This window comes from Sphingobium sp., assembly GCF_035511395.1.
GTDB lineage: Bacteria > Pseudomonadota > Alphaproteobacteria > Sphingomonadales > Sphingomonadaceae > Sphingobium.
This window is the reverse complement of record NZ_DATKFP010000248.1, coordinates 1-16,478: the sequence shown is the minus strand read 5'-3', so window position 1 is coordinate 16,478 and position 16,478 is coordinate 1. Positions and strand designations below refer to the sequence as shown.

At 60.7% G+C, this 16,478-nt stretch carries 19 protein-coding genes; 8 read left to right on the top strand and 11 right to left on the bottom strand.

Features of this window, described 5'->3' with window-relative positions; translation table 11 throughout:
- Together glgX and VMR39_RS17485 are read right to left on the bottom strand one after the other, a co-directional pair.
- The coding region (gene glgX, locus VMR39_RS17490) for a glycogen debranching protein GlgX (protein ID WP_325417412.1) at positions 1–1,694 on the bottom strand (1,694 nt) is incomplete at its 3' end.
- A 50-nt stretch (positions 1,695–1,744) separates the two neighbouring features.
- Positions 1,745–1,975, bottom strand: coding sequence for a DUF2934 domain-containing protein (locus VMR39_RS17485; RefSeq protein ID WP_325417410.1), 231 nt, complete (start codon positions 1,973–1,975; stop codon positions 1,745–1,747).
- 151 nt (positions 1,976–2,126) lie between these two features.
- Here VMR39_RS17485 and VMR39_RS17480 point away from each other — a divergent pair, with 151 nt between their 5' ends.
- The 4 genes from VMR39_RS17480 to VMR39_RS17465 all read left to right on the top strand — a co-directional run bounded on the left by VMR39_RS17480 (position 2,127) and on the right by VMR39_RS17465 (position 5,772).
- Positions 2,127–2,684 carry a CinA family protein gene (locus tag VMR39_RS17480; RefSeq protein WP_325417408.1) on the top strand — a complete coding sequence of 186 codons (558 nt, stop codon included), beginning with the start codon at positions 2,127–2,129 and terminating at the stop codon, positions 2,682–2,684.
- Positions 2,671–4,722, top strand: coding sequence for an NAD(+) synthase (locus VMR39_RS17475; protein ID WP_325417406.1), 2,052 nt, complete (start codon positions 2,671–2,673; stop codon positions 4,720–4,722). The genes VMR39_RS17480 and VMR39_RS17475 overlap by 14 nt, the downstream gene beginning before the upstream one ends.
- 26 nt (positions 4,723–4,748) lie before the next feature.
- Positions 4,749–5,015, top strand: a complete 267-nt coding sequence (locus VMR39_RS17470; RefSeq protein WP_325417404.1) for a DUF6894 family protein — start codon at positions 4,749–4,751, stop codon at positions 5,013–5,015.
- A gap of 106 nt (positions 5,016–5,121) precedes the next feature.
- Positions 5,122–5,772, top strand: coding sequence for a Crp/Fnr family transcriptional regulator (locus VMR39_RS17465; protein ID WP_325417402.1), 651 nt, complete (start codon positions 5,122–5,124; stop codon positions 5,770–5,772).
- A gap of 68 nt (positions 5,773–5,840) precedes the next feature.
- Here VMR39_RS17465 and VMR39_RS17460 read toward each other — a convergent pair whose 3' ends face one another.
- The 4 genes from VMR39_RS17460 to VMR39_RS17445 all read right to left on the bottom strand — a co-directional run bounded on the left by VMR39_RS17460 (position 5,841) and on the right by VMR39_RS17445 (position 9,431).
- Complete coding sequence (locus VMR39_RS17460) at positions 5,841–8,030, bottom strand: catalase (protein ID WP_325417400.1); 2,190 nt, start codon at positions 8,028–8,030, stop codon at positions 5,841–5,843.
- 175 nt (positions 8,031–8,205) lie between these two features.
- Positions 8,206–8,544 carry a helix-turn-helix domain-containing protein gene (locus tag VMR39_RS17455; protein WP_325417398.1) on the bottom strand — a complete coding sequence of 113 codons (339 nt, stop codon included), beginning with the start codon at positions 8,542–8,544 and terminating at the stop codon, positions 8,206–8,208.
- 26 nt (positions 8,545–8,570) lie between these two features.
- Positions 8,571–8,912: a cyclic nucleotide-binding domain-containing protein gene (locus VMR39_RS17450; protein WP_325417396.1), complete on the bottom strand. Its 342-nt coding sequence runs from the start codon at positions 8,910–8,912 to the stop codon at positions 8,571–8,573.
- A 351-nt stretch (positions 8,913–9,263) separates the two neighbouring features.
- Positions 9,264–9,431: a hypothetical protein gene (locus VMR39_RS17445; protein WP_325417394.1), complete on the bottom strand. Its 168-nt coding sequence runs from the start codon at positions 9,429–9,431 to the stop codon at positions 9,264–9,266.
- A 280-nt stretch (positions 9,432–9,711) separates the two neighbouring features.
- Between VMR39_RS17445 and VMR39_RS17440 the strand changes: the two genes are divergently transcribed.
- Positions 9,712–10,350, top strand: coding sequence for a Crp/Fnr family transcriptional regulator (locus VMR39_RS17440; protein WP_325417391.1), 639 nt, complete (start codon positions 9,712–9,714; stop codon positions 10,348–10,350).
- Positions 10,351–10,618: 268 nt separating this feature from the next.
- On the opposite strand, the gene VMR39_RS17435 is transcribed toward VMR39_RS17440, so the two are convergent.
- Positions 10,619–11,539 (bottom strand): sensor histidine kinase, encoded by a 921-nt coding sequence (locus VMR39_RS17435; RefSeq protein ID WP_325417389.1) that lies wholly within the window; start codon positions 11,537–11,539, stop codon positions 10,619–10,621.
- The gene (locus VMR39_RS17430; protein WP_325417414.1) at positions 11,536–12,105 is read right to left on the bottom strand and encodes a Crp/Fnr family transcriptional regulator; all 570 of its coding nucleotides are present in this window, start codon (positions 12,103–12,105) and stop codon (positions 11,536–11,538) included. The genes VMR39_RS17435 and VMR39_RS17430 overlap by 4 nt, the downstream gene beginning before the upstream one ends.
- 259 nt (positions 12,106–12,364) lie before the next feature.
- Here VMR39_RS17430 and VMR39_RS17425 point away from each other — a divergent pair, with 259 nt between their 5' ends.
- A complete protein-coding gene (locus VMR39_RS17425) occupies positions 12,365–12,748 on the top strand; it encodes a response regulator (protein WP_325417387.1) in 384 nt (127 codons plus the stop codon).
- Between the two features lie 49 nt (positions 12,749–12,797).
- Here VMR39_RS17425 and VMR39_RS17420 read toward each other — a convergent pair whose 3' ends face one another.
- From VMR39_RS17420 to VMR39_RS17410, 3 genes are read right to left on the bottom strand one after another with little or no spacing between them, the layout of a single operon-like run.
- Positions 12,798–13,103, bottom strand: coding sequence for a hypothetical protein (locus VMR39_RS17420; RefSeq protein ID WP_325417385.1), 306 nt, complete (start codon positions 13,101–13,103; stop codon positions 12,798–12,800).
- Positions 13,096–13,320: a hypothetical protein gene (locus VMR39_RS17415; RefSeq protein WP_325417383.1), complete on the bottom strand. Its 225-nt coding sequence runs from the start codon at positions 13,318–13,320 to the stop codon at positions 13,096–13,098. Before VMR39_RS17415 ends, VMR39_RS17420 begins: the two co-directional genes overlap by 8 nt.
- A 17-nt stretch (positions 13,321–13,337) precedes the next feature.
- Complete coding sequence (locus VMR39_RS17410; RefSeq protein WP_325417381.1) at positions 13,338–13,898, bottom strand: hemerythrin domain-containing protein; 561 nt, start codon at positions 13,896–13,898, stop codon at positions 13,338–13,340.
- Positions 13,899–14,118: 220 nt separating this feature from the next.
- Between VMR39_RS17410 and VMR39_RS17405 the strand changes: the two genes are divergently transcribed.
- Both VMR39_RS17405 and VMR39_RS17400 read left to right on the top strand, forming a co-directional pair.
- Positions 14,119–14,316: a hypothetical protein gene (locus VMR39_RS17405; protein ID WP_325417379.1), complete on the top strand. Its 198-nt coding sequence runs from the start codon at positions 14,119–14,121 to the stop codon at positions 14,314–14,316.
- A 12-nt stretch (positions 14,317–14,328) separates the two neighbouring features.
- A partial coding sequence (locus VMR39_RS17400; RefSeq protein WP_325417377.1) for an FdhF/YdeP family oxidoreductase occupies positions 14,329–16,478 on the top strand: 2,150 nt, incomplete at its 3' end.

The window sequence follows — 16,478 nt, the reverse complement described above, 5'->3', positions numbered from 1 at the left end:
AGCGCCTTGCCCTCCTCACCCTCCATCAGCGACCAGTCGATCCAGCTGATTTCATTATCCTGACAATAGGCATTGTTGTTGCCGCCCTGCGTCCGCCCGAATTCGTCGCCCGCCACCAACATCGGCGTGCCAAGGGAGGCGAGCAGCGTGGTCATCATCGCCCGCCGCACGCGGCCCCGCGTCTCGTGGATCGCGGCGTCGTCGGTCGGCCCCTCCGCACCCCAGTTGCGCGAGAGGTTGTTGTCGTGGCCATCGCGATTATCCTCGCCATTGGCCTCATTGTGCCGTTCCTCGTAGGAAACGAGATCGGCCAAGGTGTAGCCGTCATGGCTGGTCAGGAAATTGACGCTGGCCCAGGGGCGGCGGGCGCGGCGATCGAACAGGTCGCCCGACCCGGAAAGCCGGGCCGCCAGATCGCCGCGCTGCGCCGGGTCGCCGCGCCAGAAACGGCGTACCGTATCGCGATATTTATCGTTCCATTCGGCGAAACCGGGCGGGAAATTGCCGAGCTGATAGCCGCCCATGCCGACATCCCACGGTTCCGCGATCAGCTTCAGCCGCCCCAGCACCGGATCCTGCCGCAGCACGTCGAACAGCCCGGCATTGGGATCGAAACCGTGATCCGTTCGCCCCAGCGTCAGCCCCAGATCGAAGCGGAAACCGTCGATGCCGAAACTGGTCGCCCAGTAGCGCAGCGAATCCGCCACCATCTGGATCACCCGCGCGTGGGTCAGCTTGAACGTGTTGCCGGTGCCGGTGTCGTTCAGGCAGTAACGCGGATCGTCGGGCAGCAGCCGGTAATAGGTGGCATTGTCGATGCCGCGCCACGACAGCGTCGGACCCAGTTCGCTGCCCTCGCAGCTATGATTATAGACGACGTCGAGAATGACTTCGATACCGGCGGCATGGAGCCGACGCACCGCTACGCGCAGTTCGTCATGCGTGTCGCTCGAAAAATAGCTGGGTTCGGGCGCGAAGAAGCTGAGCGTATTATAGCCCCAATAGTTGCGAAGGCCGCGCTCCTGAAGAAAGCGATCCTGCGTGAAGGCATGGACGGGCATCAGTTCCAGCGTCGTGATGCCCAGCCGCTTGAGATGGTCGATGACCTTGGGATGCGCCAGTGCTGCGAAGGTGCCGCGTTCCTGCGGGGGAGCGGCCTCCAGCAATTGGGTCAGTCCCTTGGCATGGGCTTCGTAGATGACGGTTTGCGACCATGGCACGTTGGGACGGACATCGCGCGACCAGTCGAAACTGTCGTGGGTAACGACGCCCTTGGGCATGGCGGCCGCGCTGTCCCGCTTGTCGAAGCCCAGATCCGCCCGCCGTCCGCGCACCGGATAGCCGTGCAGCACGTCGTTCCAGCGCAGGCTGCCCGACAGCCGACGGGCATAGGGGTCCAGCAGCAGTTTGTTGGGATTGAAGCGGTGGCCCTGTTCCGGCGCATAGGGGCCATGGACCCGATAGCCGTAGAGCAGCCCCGGCCGCGCATCGGGCAGATAGCCGTGCCAGACTTCGTCGGTGCATTCAGGAAGGGCCAGCCGAGCGACTTCCTTGCGGCCCGCGGGATCGAACAGGCAAAGTTCGACCCGATCGGCATTGGCGGAAAACAGGGCGAAATTGACCCCTAGCCCGTCAAAACTGGCGCCCAAGGGGTAAGGTGATCCGCCCTCAAGGCGGTCGGGATAATGGCTCAAGCGGTTTCCCTGTCGTTCGGTTTAGGCGATGTGCGGTCAACTGGTAGATGTTACGCCGACTTATCGCGACGAGCGCTATGGGCCAGTTTCCCTGCGGCTGCGCCCGTAGCGAGCGGATTGGGCAAGGGCGCTTCACCATTCTGATCGGAAGATTGGGCCTGGGCGGCAATTTCACTTTCCGCCTGCCGCCAATGGTCTTCCGCCCGACCGTCTGGATGCCCTTGCGCTTCCCAGATCGCATGGGCGCGGGCGCGGATTTTTTCTTGGGTGTCCTGTGACATGACGAACCTCCACTACGCGCCGTAACAGCGCCGGTGGGTCAAATGCGCGGCAGTCCATTTTGGATGCGCGGGCTGATCCAGGTCAATATCTTTTTAGGGAACGCCGGTGCAGCCGCCGAATTTCCCTACAGCGGATTATGGAGCCTGATTAATGAACGCGCCAGATCGGACCGGTGGCCCGGATGAAAAGGGAAAGAAGGCAGAAACATTGTCGCCAATCTTTCCCGATGATGTGGAAGAGGCGGCGTCCTCATTGCTGCGGCAATGCTGCGCCATGGAGAAGAGGCTTGCAACGGCGGAAAGCTGCACCGGCGGACTGCTCGCCTCGCTGCTGACGGACGTGGCAGGGGCGAGCCATGCATTCGAGCGCGGCTTCGTCGTCTATAGCGAAGAGTCCAAATGCGACCTGCTGGGCGTCAGGCGGGGGCAGATCGCCGTGTGCGGAGCCGTCAGCTGCGATGTGGCGTTGGCGATGGCGGAGGGAGCGATCGCCCAATCGAGCGCGGATGTTGCGCTTGCCGTCACCGGATATGCCGGAGACGCTCCGCCGGGAGAGGAAGCGGGCCTTGTCCATTTCGCCTGCGCGACGAAAAATGGTCCGACAGTCCATCGGGAAGAGCATTTCGGCTCGACTGGCCGGGGACCGGTTCGGATAAAATCGATCCGGGTGGCACTAGATATGATGAAGAACGCCCTTGAACAAAGCTGACTCCTTCGCATCGATCCACAGCCATGGGTTGGTCCGCATCGCCGCTGCCACGCCCAGGGGAAGCGTCGGAGACGTCGCCGCCAATGCGGCGTCGATTAGGGAACTGGCGCAGCAAGCCGCCGCCGATCAGGCCGATCTGGTGCTGTTCCCCGAACTCGGTCTCTCTTCCTACGCCATCGACGATCTGCACTTGCAGGATGCCCTGCTTGACCGGGTGGAGAGCGAGGTCGCCGCCCTGATCGAGGCCAGCGTCGATTGGCCCATTTTGCTGATTGGCGCGCCGCTGCGCCGGGCTGGGCGACTTTACAATTGCGCGCTGGTCATCGCAAAGGGGCGGTTGATCGGCGTCGTTCCGAAAAGCTTTTTGCCCAATTATCGCGAATATTATGAGAAGCGCTGGTTCGCGCCCGGATCGGGGCTGGTAGGGCTGGAGATCAGCGTCGGCGGACATGTCGCGCCGTTCGGCACCGACCTGCTGTTCGCGGCGGAGGAGCATCCGGATTTCATTTTCCACGCTGAAATCTGCGAAGATTATTGGGCGCCGCTGCCCCCCTCTACCATGGGCGCGTTGGCCGGGGCGCTGATCCTGTGCAATCTTTCCGCGTCGAACATCACCATCGGCAAGGCTCGCGACCGGTATATGCTGTCGGCATCCCAGTCGGCGCGCTGTGTCGCGGCCTATGTCTATTCCGCCGCGGGGCCGGGGGAAAGCACTACCGATCTTGCGTGGGACGGTCAGGCAATGGTGCATGAGATGGGTGAATTGCTGGCGCAATCGGACCGGTTCGGGGATGAAGCGGAACTGCTCTACGCCGATGTTGACGTGCAGCGGATACGGCTGGAGCGGATGCGTAACGGCACCTTCAACGACAGCGCGGCCGCCGCCGGTCATCCCGAGACCCGCTTCCGCACGCTTGTGTTTCCCTTCAAGAAGCGCGTACGGCACAGCGGTCTTCGTCGCCCCGTGCGGCGCTTTCCGTTCGTGCCTGCGGACCCGGCGCAGCTGGCGGCGGACTGTTACGAGGCATTCAACATTCAGGTGGAGGGGTTGGCCACCCGGTTTCGCGCTACGGCGGGCAAGCATTTCATCATCGGCGTTTCAGGCGGCCTTGATTCCACCCACGCGCTGATCGTCGCGGCCAAGGCCTGTGACCGGCTGGATCTGCCGCGGTCCGCCATTTTGGGCTATACCATGCCGGGGTTCGCGACCGGCGAGGAGACCAAGGGCAATGCCTGGGCGCTGATGAACGCACTGGGCGTTTCCGGAGAAGAGATCGACATCCGTCCCGCCGCCCGTCAAATGCTGGTCGACATGGGTCATCCCTTTGCCAGGGGCGAAGCGGTTTATGACGTGACCTTCGAAAATGTGCAGGCCGGGCTCCGCACCGACTATCTGTTTCGCCTTGCCAACCGTCATGGCGGCTTCGTCGTCGGCACGGGCGACCTTAGCGAATTGGCGCTTGGCTGGTGCACTTATGGCGTTGGTGACCAGATGAGCCACTACGCGGTCAACAGCGGAATTCCTAAGACGCTGATCCAGTTTCTGATCCGTTGGTGCATCGCCACCGGCCAGTTCGACGCAGCCACGGCGCAGATATTGAAAGCCATCCTCAACACTGAGATCTCGCCCGAGTTGGTGCCCGCCGACGCGCAAGGCGCGCTGCAAAGCACCGAGGAGAAGGTCGGCCCTTACGCGCTGAACGACTTTTTCCTGCATCATATCGTGCGCTTGGGGCTACCTCCCTCGAAGGTCGCCTTCCTTGCCTGGCATGGCTGGTCGGATGCAAAGAGGGGCGGCTGGCCGGCCGATTATCCTGACAGCGGCAAAGCCGCCTATGACCTGCCCACGATCCGGCACTGGCTTGAGAATTTCCTCTATCGTTTTTTCACTATCAGCCAGTTTAAGCGTTCGGCCTTACCCAACGGTCCTAAGGTCTCCTCGGGCGGCGCTCTTTCTCCCAGGGGTGACTGGAGAGCGCCATCGGACGGGACGGCGTCGCTGTGGCTCGATGAACTTAACGAAGCTTTCGAGAAGTGAATCCAGAATAATCCTCTTCCGGAACAATGCTCAATCTTGCGGTTTACCCATTCATGCCAATATTTCATATCCATCTTTTCAACGACGAAGATATCATCGACGATGACGGCCAGGAATTTGCCGACGCCGCAGCGGCGAAGGCCCATGCCGTCAGAAGCGGACGTGAGATTGTCGCGGAACATGTGTTGTTCGGACGCAGGATCAACTTAGCCCATCGCTTGGTGATCGAAGATGACCAACGGCAGTTGCTGGAAACAGTATATTTTCGCGATGTGCTGGATTTCGATGGGTGAACAGCTAGCCTAGATGACGACATCGCATCCAGCCTTGCACATGTTTCTGCGCAGACTTTTGCTGCGGTCCCGTCTGACGGAGGAAGAACGGCATGCGATACTCTCGATGCGCGGGCAGGTGGCGCAGGCTTTGCCCAACAGGGACATCGTGCCGCCTGGAAAGCTGGTTCAGCATAGCTGCCTGGTGGCGGAGGGGCTGGCCGGACGCTTCAGCCAGTTGCCCGACGGCATGCGGCAGATCACCGCGATCTACCTTCCCGGCGACATGTGCGACCTTCATTCGGCCATGTTGCCGCGGGTCGAATGGGCTTTGCAGGCCTTGTCCGCGCCGCTCACCTATCTGAAAATCCCTCACGAAGAACTGTTGCGGGTTTCGCGGACCCATCCTGCCGTGGCCGAGGCATTTTGGCGCGACTGCGTGGTGGACGCATCCGTCATCGCCCAATGGTTGGTCAGCCTCGGTCGGCGCAGCGCCATCGCCCGCGCTGCGCATCTTCTCTGCGAAATGGCGCTGCGTGTCGAAAGCGCGGGCCTTGGGACGCGCGCCGCTTTCGATTTTCCCGCGACGCAGCTTCACATCGCGGATGGGCTGGGGATCACAGCGGTGCATATGAACCGGGTCATCCGTTCGCTCCGCCAGCGGGGTGCGCTCGCCTGGACGGGGCGGTCCGTCAGCATATTGGACTGGGATGCGCTGGCCCATATTGGCAGTTTCGATGACGGTTATCTCGAGTTCCGGCCCTTCGCGAACGGTTGAGCACAGCCTTTGGAAGGCAGCGAGATCGCGGCGGAGTGCCCGATCCGCCCAAGGAAAGGGGGGCGGCGCTATTGCGCCGCCTTGCCCTCTTTCTGCGCCGCCAGAAAGCCAGCGGCGTCCAGATCGATCCTGAACTCGCGTTCCCAAACACGAAGCTGTCCGCAGAGCGTCAGGAACGGATCGACATCGTCCGGTCTCTCCAACCGCACCAACCCTTCGTCCATATCTTCTTCCCTGATGCCTGCCCGGTCTATCAGAGGCAGCGCATCGTCGACATAGGCGATGAATTTGCAATGGGCATAGGCGTCATTGACGAAGTCCTTCGCCGTCTTGTCCTCCGCCAGTTCGGCAGCGCCATCGGGCGACAGGATCAGCGCGACCGCGTCGTAGAGAACCGACGGCCCGCCATCGATTTTCTGCTTGCCCTCCACCATATTACCATTGTCGAGCAGTGCGCCGCCAATCCTGGGGGCTATGATTTCATAGACCGCCCCCAGCTTTTCGACCCGATCGATCAAGGTTTGTACCAGCACCGCCGGGGCGCCGTCGCTTACCAGCACGCCCAGCTTACGCCCCCTGAAACTGTCCGGTCCGTTTTTCAGAATACTGAGCGCGTCCGAAGCGGGCAGGTCTGTTCGCGGCGTGAGGGCGGCCGGTGCGGGGTCCGGCAATTCCGGCAATCCAAGGCCGCCTGCCACCACCGTCGCCAAAATTTCATCGATGTTGCGCAGATGCGCGACCATCCGCTGCCGAATGTCGATCCGTTCGCATTTGGACAATTCGAACACTAGGGCATCGCCAATATGCTTCTGTTCGATCGGCGTCTGGCTGATGAAGAATTGCCGCGCCTGACTATAATGGTCGGCAAAGCTGGGGGAGCGAATCTGGATTTTCGGTCCCGCTTCACCAGCGGCGAAATGGCGATAGCCGGTTTCCGGGCTTTGGCGCGGATTATTGTCGCCATTGGCCCAGCTATTGGGTTCGTAATTCACCCGGCCTTTGGGATTGCGCATCGCCATATGGCCGTCCTGCTGGAAATTGTGGACGGGACAGCCGCGCGGGGCATTGATCGGGATATGAGTGAAATTGGGCGATCCCAGCCGCTTCAACTGCGTGTCGAGATAGGAGAAATTGCGCCCCTGCAACAGCGGGTCGTTGGAAAAGCCGATGCCGGGCACAACATTTTGGGTGCAGAAGGCGACCTGCTCCGTTTCGGCGAAGAAATTGTCGACATGCCCGTCCAACGTGAAGGTGCCGATGATCCGCACCGGCACCTGTTCTTCCGGAATGATCTTTGTGGGATCGAGCACGTCGAATTCGAACTGGTCGGCGAAATCCTCCCCGAAAATCTGCACGCCCAAATCCCATTGCGGCGGGCTGCCAAGGTCGATCGCGTCCCACAGGTCGCGGCGGTGGAAGTCGGGATCGGCGCCGTTGATCTTCACCGCCTCGTTCCAGAGGACGGATTGCAGGCCCTGTCTGGGCTTGAAGTGGAATTTGACGAACGTGCCCTTGCCGTCCTTGTCGATCAGACGGAAGCTGTGGACGCCGAACCCCTCCATGAAGCGGAAGGAGCGCGGGATGGCGCGGTCGGACATGGTCCACATGATCATGTGCATGCTTTCGGGCGTCAGGGTGATGAAGTCCCAGAAATTGTCATGCGCCGTTTGGGCCTGCGGGAATCCGCGGTCGGGTTCCTGCTTGGCGGCATGGACCAAATCGGGGAATTTGATCGCGTCCTGAATGAAGAAGACCGGGATATTGTTTCCCACAATGTCCCAATTGCCTTCCTTGGTGTAGAATTTCACGGCAAATCCGCGCACATCGCGGGCAAGGTCGAACGATCCCTTGTTGCCGGCCACGGTCGAAAAGCGAACGAACATGGGGGTCGTTTCCCCCACTTCGGTCAATATTCGCGCGGTGGTGAAATCTTCCAGACTGTCGTTCAGGACGAAGTTGCCATGCACTCCGAAACCGCGAGCATGGACCACGCGTTCGGGAATACGTTCATGATCGAAATGAAACAGCTTCTCGCGAAGATGGAAGTCGTCGAGCAAGGTCGGGCCGCGTTCGCCCGCGCGCAGGCTATTCTGGTCGTCCGCTATGGCCACACCCTGCTGGCTGGTCAGAACCGCGTCCTGATCGCCCGCGATCTGATGCCATTCTCCGCCCGCGCCCGTCTTCGTTTCGAAGGTGCCCGTCTGGCTGCTCGCGCCCCGATCCTTCCCGATCTTGCTTTCATGAATCTTGGCGGCCATGCGATGCTCTCCCGAATTGAATGCCCGAATTGAATGATGGCAGCGGCGGACGCCGCTTAATCGGGACAGACACCTGAGCATCATCATGGTTCCGGTCTTGGACACAGGTTATGATCTTTGTAGGTCCGGGTTAAACCAGGTTTGTGATCAGAGTTAAATTTGCGGTAACAGCCCGTCAGAGCGAAGGCGGACGGCTCAGTCGCGCCCACGCCTCATGATCGGCGAAACGCGGCGGCAGATTCGGCGCGATGGCACCCAGTCCCTGAATGCTCTGAATGAACATCCGCCTCCGCGACCGTCGCAGATAACCGGTTTCGTCCAGTCGCCGCAGCGACCTGTTCACATGCACCGTCGTCAACCCCAGCAAGTCGCCCAACTGCTGCTGGGTGAGGGGAAAGTCGAAGCCGCCGTCCGTCACTGCCCCTGTCGCTACCAGCCGATCATGAAGGTCCAGCAAGAAGGCGGCTAGACGCTCCAGCGCCGAGGTCGCGCCGATCCAGGTCAGCTTCTGCATCAACGCGTCCCGCTCCTTCTGCGTGCTCAGAACAGGCCGATGGCCAATCGGGGGCTTTCCGTAAACATCCTTCCAAGCGAAGTGTTGGGAATGAAGGACACGATAGTATCGGTCAGAGCTTCCAGCGATTCGCCTGAAGCCAGGAGTGCGAGGCTGGGAAATCCCAGCATATCGCCGGGCAAATGAAGCTTCACGATCTGGCGCCGTCCATTGCGCAGCATGATCGATGAGCCGACCCATCCCTCCATGAGAAAGAAGACGCCGCTCACTTCGTCACCCTCCCGCCGGATGACTCGGCCGCGCGCTACCTTGCGCTTGCTGACGGCCAAGTTTTGCGCAATCTCCACATCCTGCAGCGTCAGCGGCACAAACTCTTCTAGTCGATGAAAGGGTGATTGGACGCAGAACTCCGAAGACCTGCGGCTCTCATCCAGCTTTTATTGATTTCGCGCAAAAAGGTTAATTGGCAGCGATTGCCATCTAACGATGGCCATCCACCGCGTTGCCGTTGGCATTGGGCGGAACCATATTCGATCCGCTGCGGGGAAGGGGCGCGGTTTGCGCATTGCCCGGCGCATCGTTCGCCCGGTTTACCACAGCGCCGTCATACAGCGCCCGATGCTTGTCAGTCGTTTCGCCTCCGCAGGCCGAAAGGCCAATGATCATCCCCACAATCAACTGGCCACGCAGCGTTCGTGCCCGGCGTCGGGCGCGCCCCGTCATCCCGGCGTCCGGATGGCGACGCGTTTGTCGCGATAGCGGTTCGCCAGATCGCGGTGCAACTTCACCATCTGCGGATGAGCGCCTCTGGCTTCGGCTTCATTGGCCTTCTCAGCCTCTTCCCGTTCGCGCGCGGAAAAATAGGCGATGTCGATTTCATCCATCATGTCTCTTCTCCTCGCCCAAGGTTAGGGTGGCCATGGAGAAGGGCAGCCCTCGACATGCTAACCTGTCTTAACGGCGGGGGCGTTCGACCTTGGGTCGCGCGGACAGGCCGGGTAGATCCGGTCCAATTTCTGCGACATGCGCCTTCTTCTTAGGGCCACCATCTGTCCCATAAATTTGCGCAGAGGAAACATAGGTGAATCTGCCTTGAACCAATCGCCTTATGATAGCGACTTCATTCGACCGACGTTGGATCAAGGGGGCTTTGGCACGGAGTAGCTCATGTTAAGCCAGGTTGCACAAGGTGAAAGCCAGGTTCACTTCCGAGTTCACCAATTTCTGGCGCGGGAAAATGAAGCGCCCGATGCCATGCTGTATATTCAGGAGGGATGGGCATGTAGATACCGGCTTCTCTCCGATGGGCGGCGTCAGATTACGGCGCTTTACCTGCCCGGGGATTATTGTGATCCGCAATGGGTCTTGGGTGGCCTGACTTCCCAACCGATCGTGGCGATCACCAATGTCCGGGCGTTGCGGCTTCCCTGCAAGCCGCCTGCTTATGCCAGTATGGACGGGCAGCAGGGTTTTTGGCTATCGCTGTCCGACATGATCGAGCGACAGTCCGCTTGGCTGGTCACTTTAGGGTGCATGACCGCCATGGAACGGGTCGCGCATCTGCTGGTCGAATTGTTCGAACGGATGCGCAAGGCCGGCCTTGCCTACGGTCAGCAATGCGCGATGCCGCTGACCCAGATCGAGATCGCCGACATGACGGGTTTAACGCCTGTGCATGTGAACCGCACGCTTCAATCCATGCGGGCGAAAGGATTGATCGAACTGCAATCCAAATGGCTTCGCATACCCGAACTGCACGCTTTGCGGGAAGCCGCAGCGATGACCGGGCAGCTTTCGGCGATCTGAGGACAGGCGTTAAGGGTTCTTTGAGTAGAGCCACCCCCGACGATGTCGCACCGGTTACCGGGCATCAATCGGAAGCGGAAGAGATGCCTTAGTCGACACGGCCTCCATAAATGGGCGTTTGTTCCTGCCGTCGGCTAAAGGGGCCGCCGCCTCACCACAATCAGTGCGGTTCCATCTGCGCCCATTTCGCGGCGATCAGTACAAAGCGATCCATCCAAAGCGTGGATCACGTCTCGCTTAAAAATGGAAATTCCAAATCCCTACAATCTTAATCTACGGCGTGCAGCAATCTGTTCGTAACGGGCAGGTTGATATGTACCCTGAACGACTCGGCAGTCGCGTCGATCTCGGCCGTCCCGTCCAGTTCGAAGGGCAGCGTCCTGGTCAGCAATTCCATGCCGAAGCCGTTATGGTCGATCGCCGCGCACGAGCCGCCCGTTTCGTGCCAGACGATATGAAGCGCGCGGGGCGAAGCCGGGTCGATCCACCAGCTGATCGTGACGGTCCCCTTATCGGCCTCCAGCGCGCCGAATTTCACGCTGTTGTTGGCCAGCTCATGGATGACGAGCGCAAGGGTCGCTGCCGACAGGATGTGCAGTCGGACGTCGGGACCATCCAGAACAGCTTGCTCCCCTGGTCGCACGGCAAAGGCAGCCAATTCGTCCATGATGAGGTTGTGAAATTCCAGTCCGTGTCGCTCGGCCAGCGCAAGATTGGATTCGACGCGGGCCACAGCATCCAGCCGTCCAATAAAATGGCTGGTCAGATGATCGATCGAGTCGCTGGTCGCGGCCGTCCGCCGAAAGATGGAGCGGACGCTGGCGATCAAATTCCTCAGACGATGCTGCACGTCGCGCAGCGGAAAAAGCTCACTTGCGTTTTCGAGCGGATCGGCATGGCTGAAATGCACCATGCAAATCCTGTAACCGGGGGCGGTCAGCAGATCGTTGGTGAAGATTAGAGCTTCGCATTTTCCCGCGTCCCAGCTTAGCCGAACAGGCCCACTGCCCGTCGCGGGCGGCAGCAACCGACCGCCTGTAAGTTCGCCAGATCGGATGCCGAGCAGCCGGGCGAGAGCCGGATTACCGCGCAATATGCGGTTGTCGGCCGCCAGTTGAATCTGGGGGATGGGGCAGGCATCGAACAATAGGATAAAGTCGGCGCTGTCCGTCGGGGGTGTTGTCGTCACAAGGCCTCTTGCGCCGCTGGGTGCAGATAGGATGGATCGAAAGCACATATGCGTTCAAGGGCGCCGAGGTCCGGCACGATCAGTTGGCGCCGTTGCAACTCTATCAATCCCTTGCGTCGCATCTCCCGTAATATCCGATTGGTATGAACCATCGTCAACCCCGTCGCATCCGCCAGTTCCAGTTGCGTGACCGGGAAGTGAAAGCCGCTATTGCTGACCAGACCCACCTTGCGAAGTCGATGATAAAGCTCGCAAAAAAGGTGGCTCAGTCGCTCCAGTGCGGTGCGACGCCCCAGATTGACGCACCATTTACGTTGAATGGAGGCAGTCATCAGGGCATTGATCCACATCGCCTTGGTGATTTCTGGGTTATCGAGCGCGATTTCTTCGAATTGGCCGCGGCCCACCTCGGCAACCTTGATGGCGGTGAGCGCGGCCACGCCATGATCGGCGCGATGCAACAGAAAGCAGAAGGGATCGCACAGATCGCCGGGCAAAAGCAGGCTGACGATCTGCCGTCGCCCGTCCTCCAGCATCTTGTACCGCGCGCCCCATCCGTCCAGCAGGAAGAATATGGATGTCAGTCGATCGCCCTGCGAAAACAGATCGGACCCAGCGCCCAGGCGCGTGGACGGGCGGCCGACAAGGCGGTTAATCACCTCGCGGCTCTGATGGTCAAGTGGCCAGTGCGCGCCCAGTTTCAACGCAGTAATGCTGTCATCCATCGTGAATGCGGGCATATCGAGATATGACATGGCCGGTTTTTACCTATGTTATTTTCTGCCGACGATCCCCATGCGACGGCTTCTTTAACAGGAGCGGTGAATGGTAAGTGCTACGGCAACCGGCATGGACGTGCTGGTGGTGGAGGATGAATATTTTCTGGCAAGCGATCTCAGCGCTTTGCTGGAGGAGGAGGGTTTTTCGGTAATCGGGCCGCTGGGCAATATGGTCGGCGCCTTTAAGGCGATTGCGGACGAATTGCCTGACGTCGCCCTGCTGGACATCAACCTTCACGGAGAAATGTGTTATCCGTTGATGGACGAACTGATCGCCCGATCCGTGCCGATCGTCGTTATCACCGGCTATGATGGACATGCCCTGCCGCAGCGGTTCGAATCCTGCGTCCGCGTGGCAAAGCCCTATGGCCGCGCCGACATATTGAGCGCGATTGATGCGGCTGTGGCCGGGGCGAACTGTCGATCCTGACATGGGTATCCTCTCGTCATCCGGCCTGCACGGCAATGATCGCTCTCGGCTATTCTTGCGGGCGTCGTGCCCTTTCAAGGTCGGACTGAGTATCGGCGTCAGGCCGCGCCTCGCCCTCCTCTTCTTGAGCGCGACCGCCACCGGCACTGTCACTGTCATAATCCTCGGGATTGCCGCCGCCGCCAGCGGAGGCGCCGCTGCCTTCGACCACGCCCGATCCTTCGACGGCGCGTCGGCCGCGATTATCTTCCCGGCCTTTGGTCAGGGGCGTCACCTCTTGCGCGTCCAATATATTCTCGTCCTGATCGCCATGATAGATGGGCGGCGTGAAGGGCGTGGGTTTGCGATCAGTCATGGTCGTGACGGATTTTCTCACCCGTTCCTTCCCGCCCCGCGCGGCTATCCTCTTCCTCGCCCCGGCGGGTCATGGTGTCGGGATTATAGTCGGACGGGATCGCGCCGCCGCTGATTGGATCACGGTCCGGCGTTCGGTCCAGCGTGTCGCTGGGCCGCCGCGCCGCCCCCTTGGGCTGATTTTCCGTCGACAGATTTGGATTGCGGGTTTTGTCCATGACTGATGTTCCTAAATTCAGGCCAATTTCAGCCCTTCCTGGTTCATTCGGCGGGTAAGATCGCTGGTCGCAGCCTCATCGAGAGCGCGTTTCAACCGGGGAAACAGCTCGTCCTCTTCCTGCCGCATATGCTGCTCTATATCGGCGCGGAACGCGGCCAGCTTCGTCTGAAACGCCGCATTATCCCCCACCAGGTCCGATAATTCATAGAGATACTGCTTCACATAGCCGTGGTCGGCGTTGAGGGCGTCCGCTTCCTCTTTCATCCCATGTTGGCGCATGGCGGGGTAGACGGCATTCTCCTCCTCTATCGCATGTTTGCCGAGCGCATGTTTAAGCTGCATCAGCAACAGGGCGCGCCGCGCGGTCGCGTCGTCCTGCGTCCGCGCCAGTCGGTCGAACAGCGAGAGCGTCGCTTCATGCTCGGCTTCCAGCGCTCTGTTCCAGTCGCCTGCGAGCATGGTGGGCGCCTGCACCATCAGCTTGCGCCCCACCATGCCTAGCATGGCCAACCCCATGCCAAGACCGGCGCCGAAAAGGAAACGGGAAGTGGGAGGCGGGCTCGCGTGAAGCGCCATGGCATCTCTCCATATGGATGGTGACGGATCAACGACGCGTCCCTGACTGTGTTCCCGGACCGGTCGACAGAGCAGCGACGGAGCAACCTATGTTATCGACAGTGTGCTTTCCGCATGGCGCCGCGTCAGAAGAGGGAACGGCGATACGCGGCTATAAGTTTGTCCGGAAACGGGCGCCAGAATGGCCGCGATGATGATGATGCCAAGAGGATTTTCAAGGATGCGCGAACCGGAACGCCCCAGCGAACGTCGCCTTGGCATGGCGAGCCTGTGGATCGTGGGCATTGTGCTGGCGGTCATCGTCGTTGTGTTCGTCGGGCGCAACCTTTGGCATGGTGAGGCGCTGAAGGAGGATGAGCAGACGGGCCAGAACCGTGCGACGACCCACGAAGGCGCAACGGTGAACGAGCGGCGGTAACAGGAGAGGCGGATGGCGAAGCAGCAGGCGGACCGTCCAAGGGTCAAGCCGTTCAAAGGACCGGCGGGCGGCTGGGGTTCGGTCCGGTCGTTGGGTGAGATTTTGCCGCGGGAACATCTTCCCGCCGAAGGATTGCGCGAGCTGGCGCGGCAGAACAAGCCCGATGGCTTCATGTGCGTCAGCTGCGCGTGGTCCAAGCCCGCTCACCCACACCCTGCCGAATTTTGCGAGGAAGGCGCGAAGGCCACGGCGTGGGAATTGACCAGGCTGCGGACCACGCCCGACTTCTTTCGCGAACATAGCGTGAGCGAATTGCGGCAATGGCGCGATTATGATCTGGAACAGCATGGTCGGCTGACCCATCCGTTGCGCTATGATGTCACGACCGATCGTTATGTCGCCTGCGATTGGGATGAGGCTTTCGACGCCATCGCGGCCAGTCTCAAGGGCTTCGATCCGCGGTCGGTGGTTTTTTATTCCTCCGGACGGACCAGTCTGGAGGCGTCCTACATGTACGGCCTGATGGCGCGGATGTTCGGCAACCAGAATTTGCCCGACAGCAGCAATATGTGCCATGAATCGACATCCGTAGGTCTGAAGGCGGCGCTGGGCGTGCCGGTCGGCACCACCCAGCTCAAGGATTTCGACGCGTGCGACGCGATCTTCTTTTTTGGGCAGAATGTGGGGTCCAACGCCCCCCGGATGCTGCATGACCTGCGCAAAGTGCGCAAGCGGGGCGTGGAGATCGTCACCTTCAATCCGTTGAAGGAACGCGGGCTGGAGCGCTTCACCGATCCGCAAAATCCGATCGAGATGGCCACGCTCAAGGAAACCGGCATCTCCACTCAATATCACCAGGTGAAGGCCGGTGGCGACATTGCCGCGATCGCCGGCATCGCCAAATTTCTGCTACAATGGGACGATGCGGCGAAAGCGATGGGGGATCCGCCGGTGATCGACCATGACTTCATCGCGCAGCATACCTACGGGTTCGAAGATTTTGCCACGAGAGTCCGGGTGACGGGGTGGGAAGAGATCGAGCGGGAAGCGGGCCTTTCGCGCCACGAGCTGGAACAGGCGGCGCGCGTCTATGCGCAGGCCAAAGCGGTGATGGCGATTTATGGCATGGGTCTGACGCAGCATGTGAAGGGCGTCGAAAATGTCCGCATGTTGGTGAACCTGCTGCTGATGCGCGGCAATGTCGGCAGGCCCGGCGCAGGGCCATGTCCGGTGCGTGGGCACAGCAACGTGCAAGGGCAGCGCACGGTTGGCATCACCGAAAAGACCGAACTGGCCCCGGTCGCGAAGCTGAAGGAACTTTACGCTTTCGATCCGCCGACGGAAAAAGGGCTGGATACGATCGGCACCTGCGAAGGGATCGTCGATGGATCGGTCCGGGCGTTCATCGGTCTGGGCGGCAATTTCCTGCGCGCCATCCCCGACACGGCGAAGATGGAGGAGGCCTGGCCCCGGCTCGACCTGACCGTGCAGATCGCGACCAAGCTCAACCGCAGCCATCTTTTCCCCGGCCGGCAGGCATGGCTGCTGCCCTGTCTCGGCCGAATCGAGCAGGATGTGCAGGCGAGCGGCCCGCAGGCCGTGTCGATGGAGGATTCAACCAGTTGCATCCACGGTTCGCTCGGCAAGGCTAAGCCCGCCAGCCCCTTTCTCCTGTCCGAACCGGCGATCGTCGGCGCCATCGCGAAGCGGCTGCTGCCGCCCAATCCCCATGTCGACTGGGATGGTTGGGTGGCGGATTACGCTCGCATCCGCGACGCGATCGAGGCGACCTACCCAGAGATTTTCAAGGATTTCAACGCCCGGCTGTTCACCCCCGGCGGGTTTTGGAAGGGCAATAAAGCGGCGGAACGCATCTGGCAGACGCCCAGCGGCAAGGCGGAGTTTCTGACGCCCACCGGCCTGTCAGCCACCGGCTTCGCTGACGAGGCGGGGCAATATCGGCTGATGACCCTGCGCTCCAACGATCAGTTCAACACGACTATATATGGCTATCATGATCGCTTCCGTGGAGTGAAGGGGACACGCGACATCCTGTTCATGAACCGCCAGGACATGGCACAAGAGGGGCTGGAGGAGGGGCAGCGGGTGAGCCTGTTGGGACGACCGGATGGCGGACAGCTGCAAGGTCTCAATCAGGTCAA

Bases quoted from the DNA above. Each gene is read 5' to 3' on its own strand.
- VMR39_RS17485 (WP_325417410.1), bottom strand. From the start codon at position 1,975: ATGTCACAGGACACCCAAGAAAAAATCCGCGCCCGCGCCCATGCGATC.
- VMR39_RS17480 (WP_325417408.1), top strand. From the start codon at position 2,127: ATGAACGCGCCAGATCGGACCGGTGGCCCGGATGAAAAGGGAAAGAAG.
- VMR39_RS17470 (WP_325417404.1), top strand. From the start codon at position 4,749: ATGCTCAATCTTGCGGTTTACCCATTCATGCCAATATTTCATATCCAT.
- VMR39_RS17465 (WP_325417402.1), top strand. From the start codon at position 5,122: ATGCGCGGGCAGGTGGCGCAGGCTTTGCCCAACAGGGACATCGTGCCG.
- VMR39_RS17460 (WP_325417400.1), bottom strand. From the start codon at position 8,030: ATGGCCGCCAAGATTCATGAAAGCAAGATCGGGAAGGATCGGGGCGCG.
- VMR39_RS17455 (WP_325417398.1), bottom strand. From the start codon at position 8,544: ATGCAGAAGCTGACCTGGATCGGCGCGACCTCGGCGCTGGAGCGTCTA.
- VMR39_RS17445 (WP_325417394.1), bottom strand. From the start codon at position 9,431: ATGATGGATGAAATCGACATCGCCTATTTTTCCGCGCGCGAACGGGAA.
- VMR39_RS17440 (WP_325417391.1), top strand. From the start codon at position 9,712: ATGTTAAGCCAGGTTGCACAAGGTGAAAGCCAGGTTCACTTCCGAGTT.
- VMR39_RS17425 (WP_325417387.1), top strand. From the start codon at position 12,365: ATGGTAAGTGCTACGGCAACCGGCATGGACGTGCTGGTGGTGGAGGAT.
- VMR39_RS17420 (WP_325417385.1), bottom strand. From the start codon at position 13,103: ATGACTGATCGCAAACCCACGCCCTTCACGCCGCCCATCTATCATGGC.
- VMR39_RS17415 (WP_325417383.1), bottom strand. From the start codon at position 13,320: ATGGACAAAACCCGCAATCCAAATCTGTCGACGGAAAATCAGCCCAAG.
- VMR39_RS17410 (WP_325417381.1), bottom strand. From the start codon at position 13,898: ATGGCGCTTCACGCGAGCCCGCCTCCCACTTCCCGTTTCCTTTTCGGC.
- VMR39_RS17405 (WP_325417379.1), top strand. From the start codon at position 14,119: ATGCGCGAACCGGAACGCCCCAGCGAACGTCGCCTTGGCATGGCGAGC.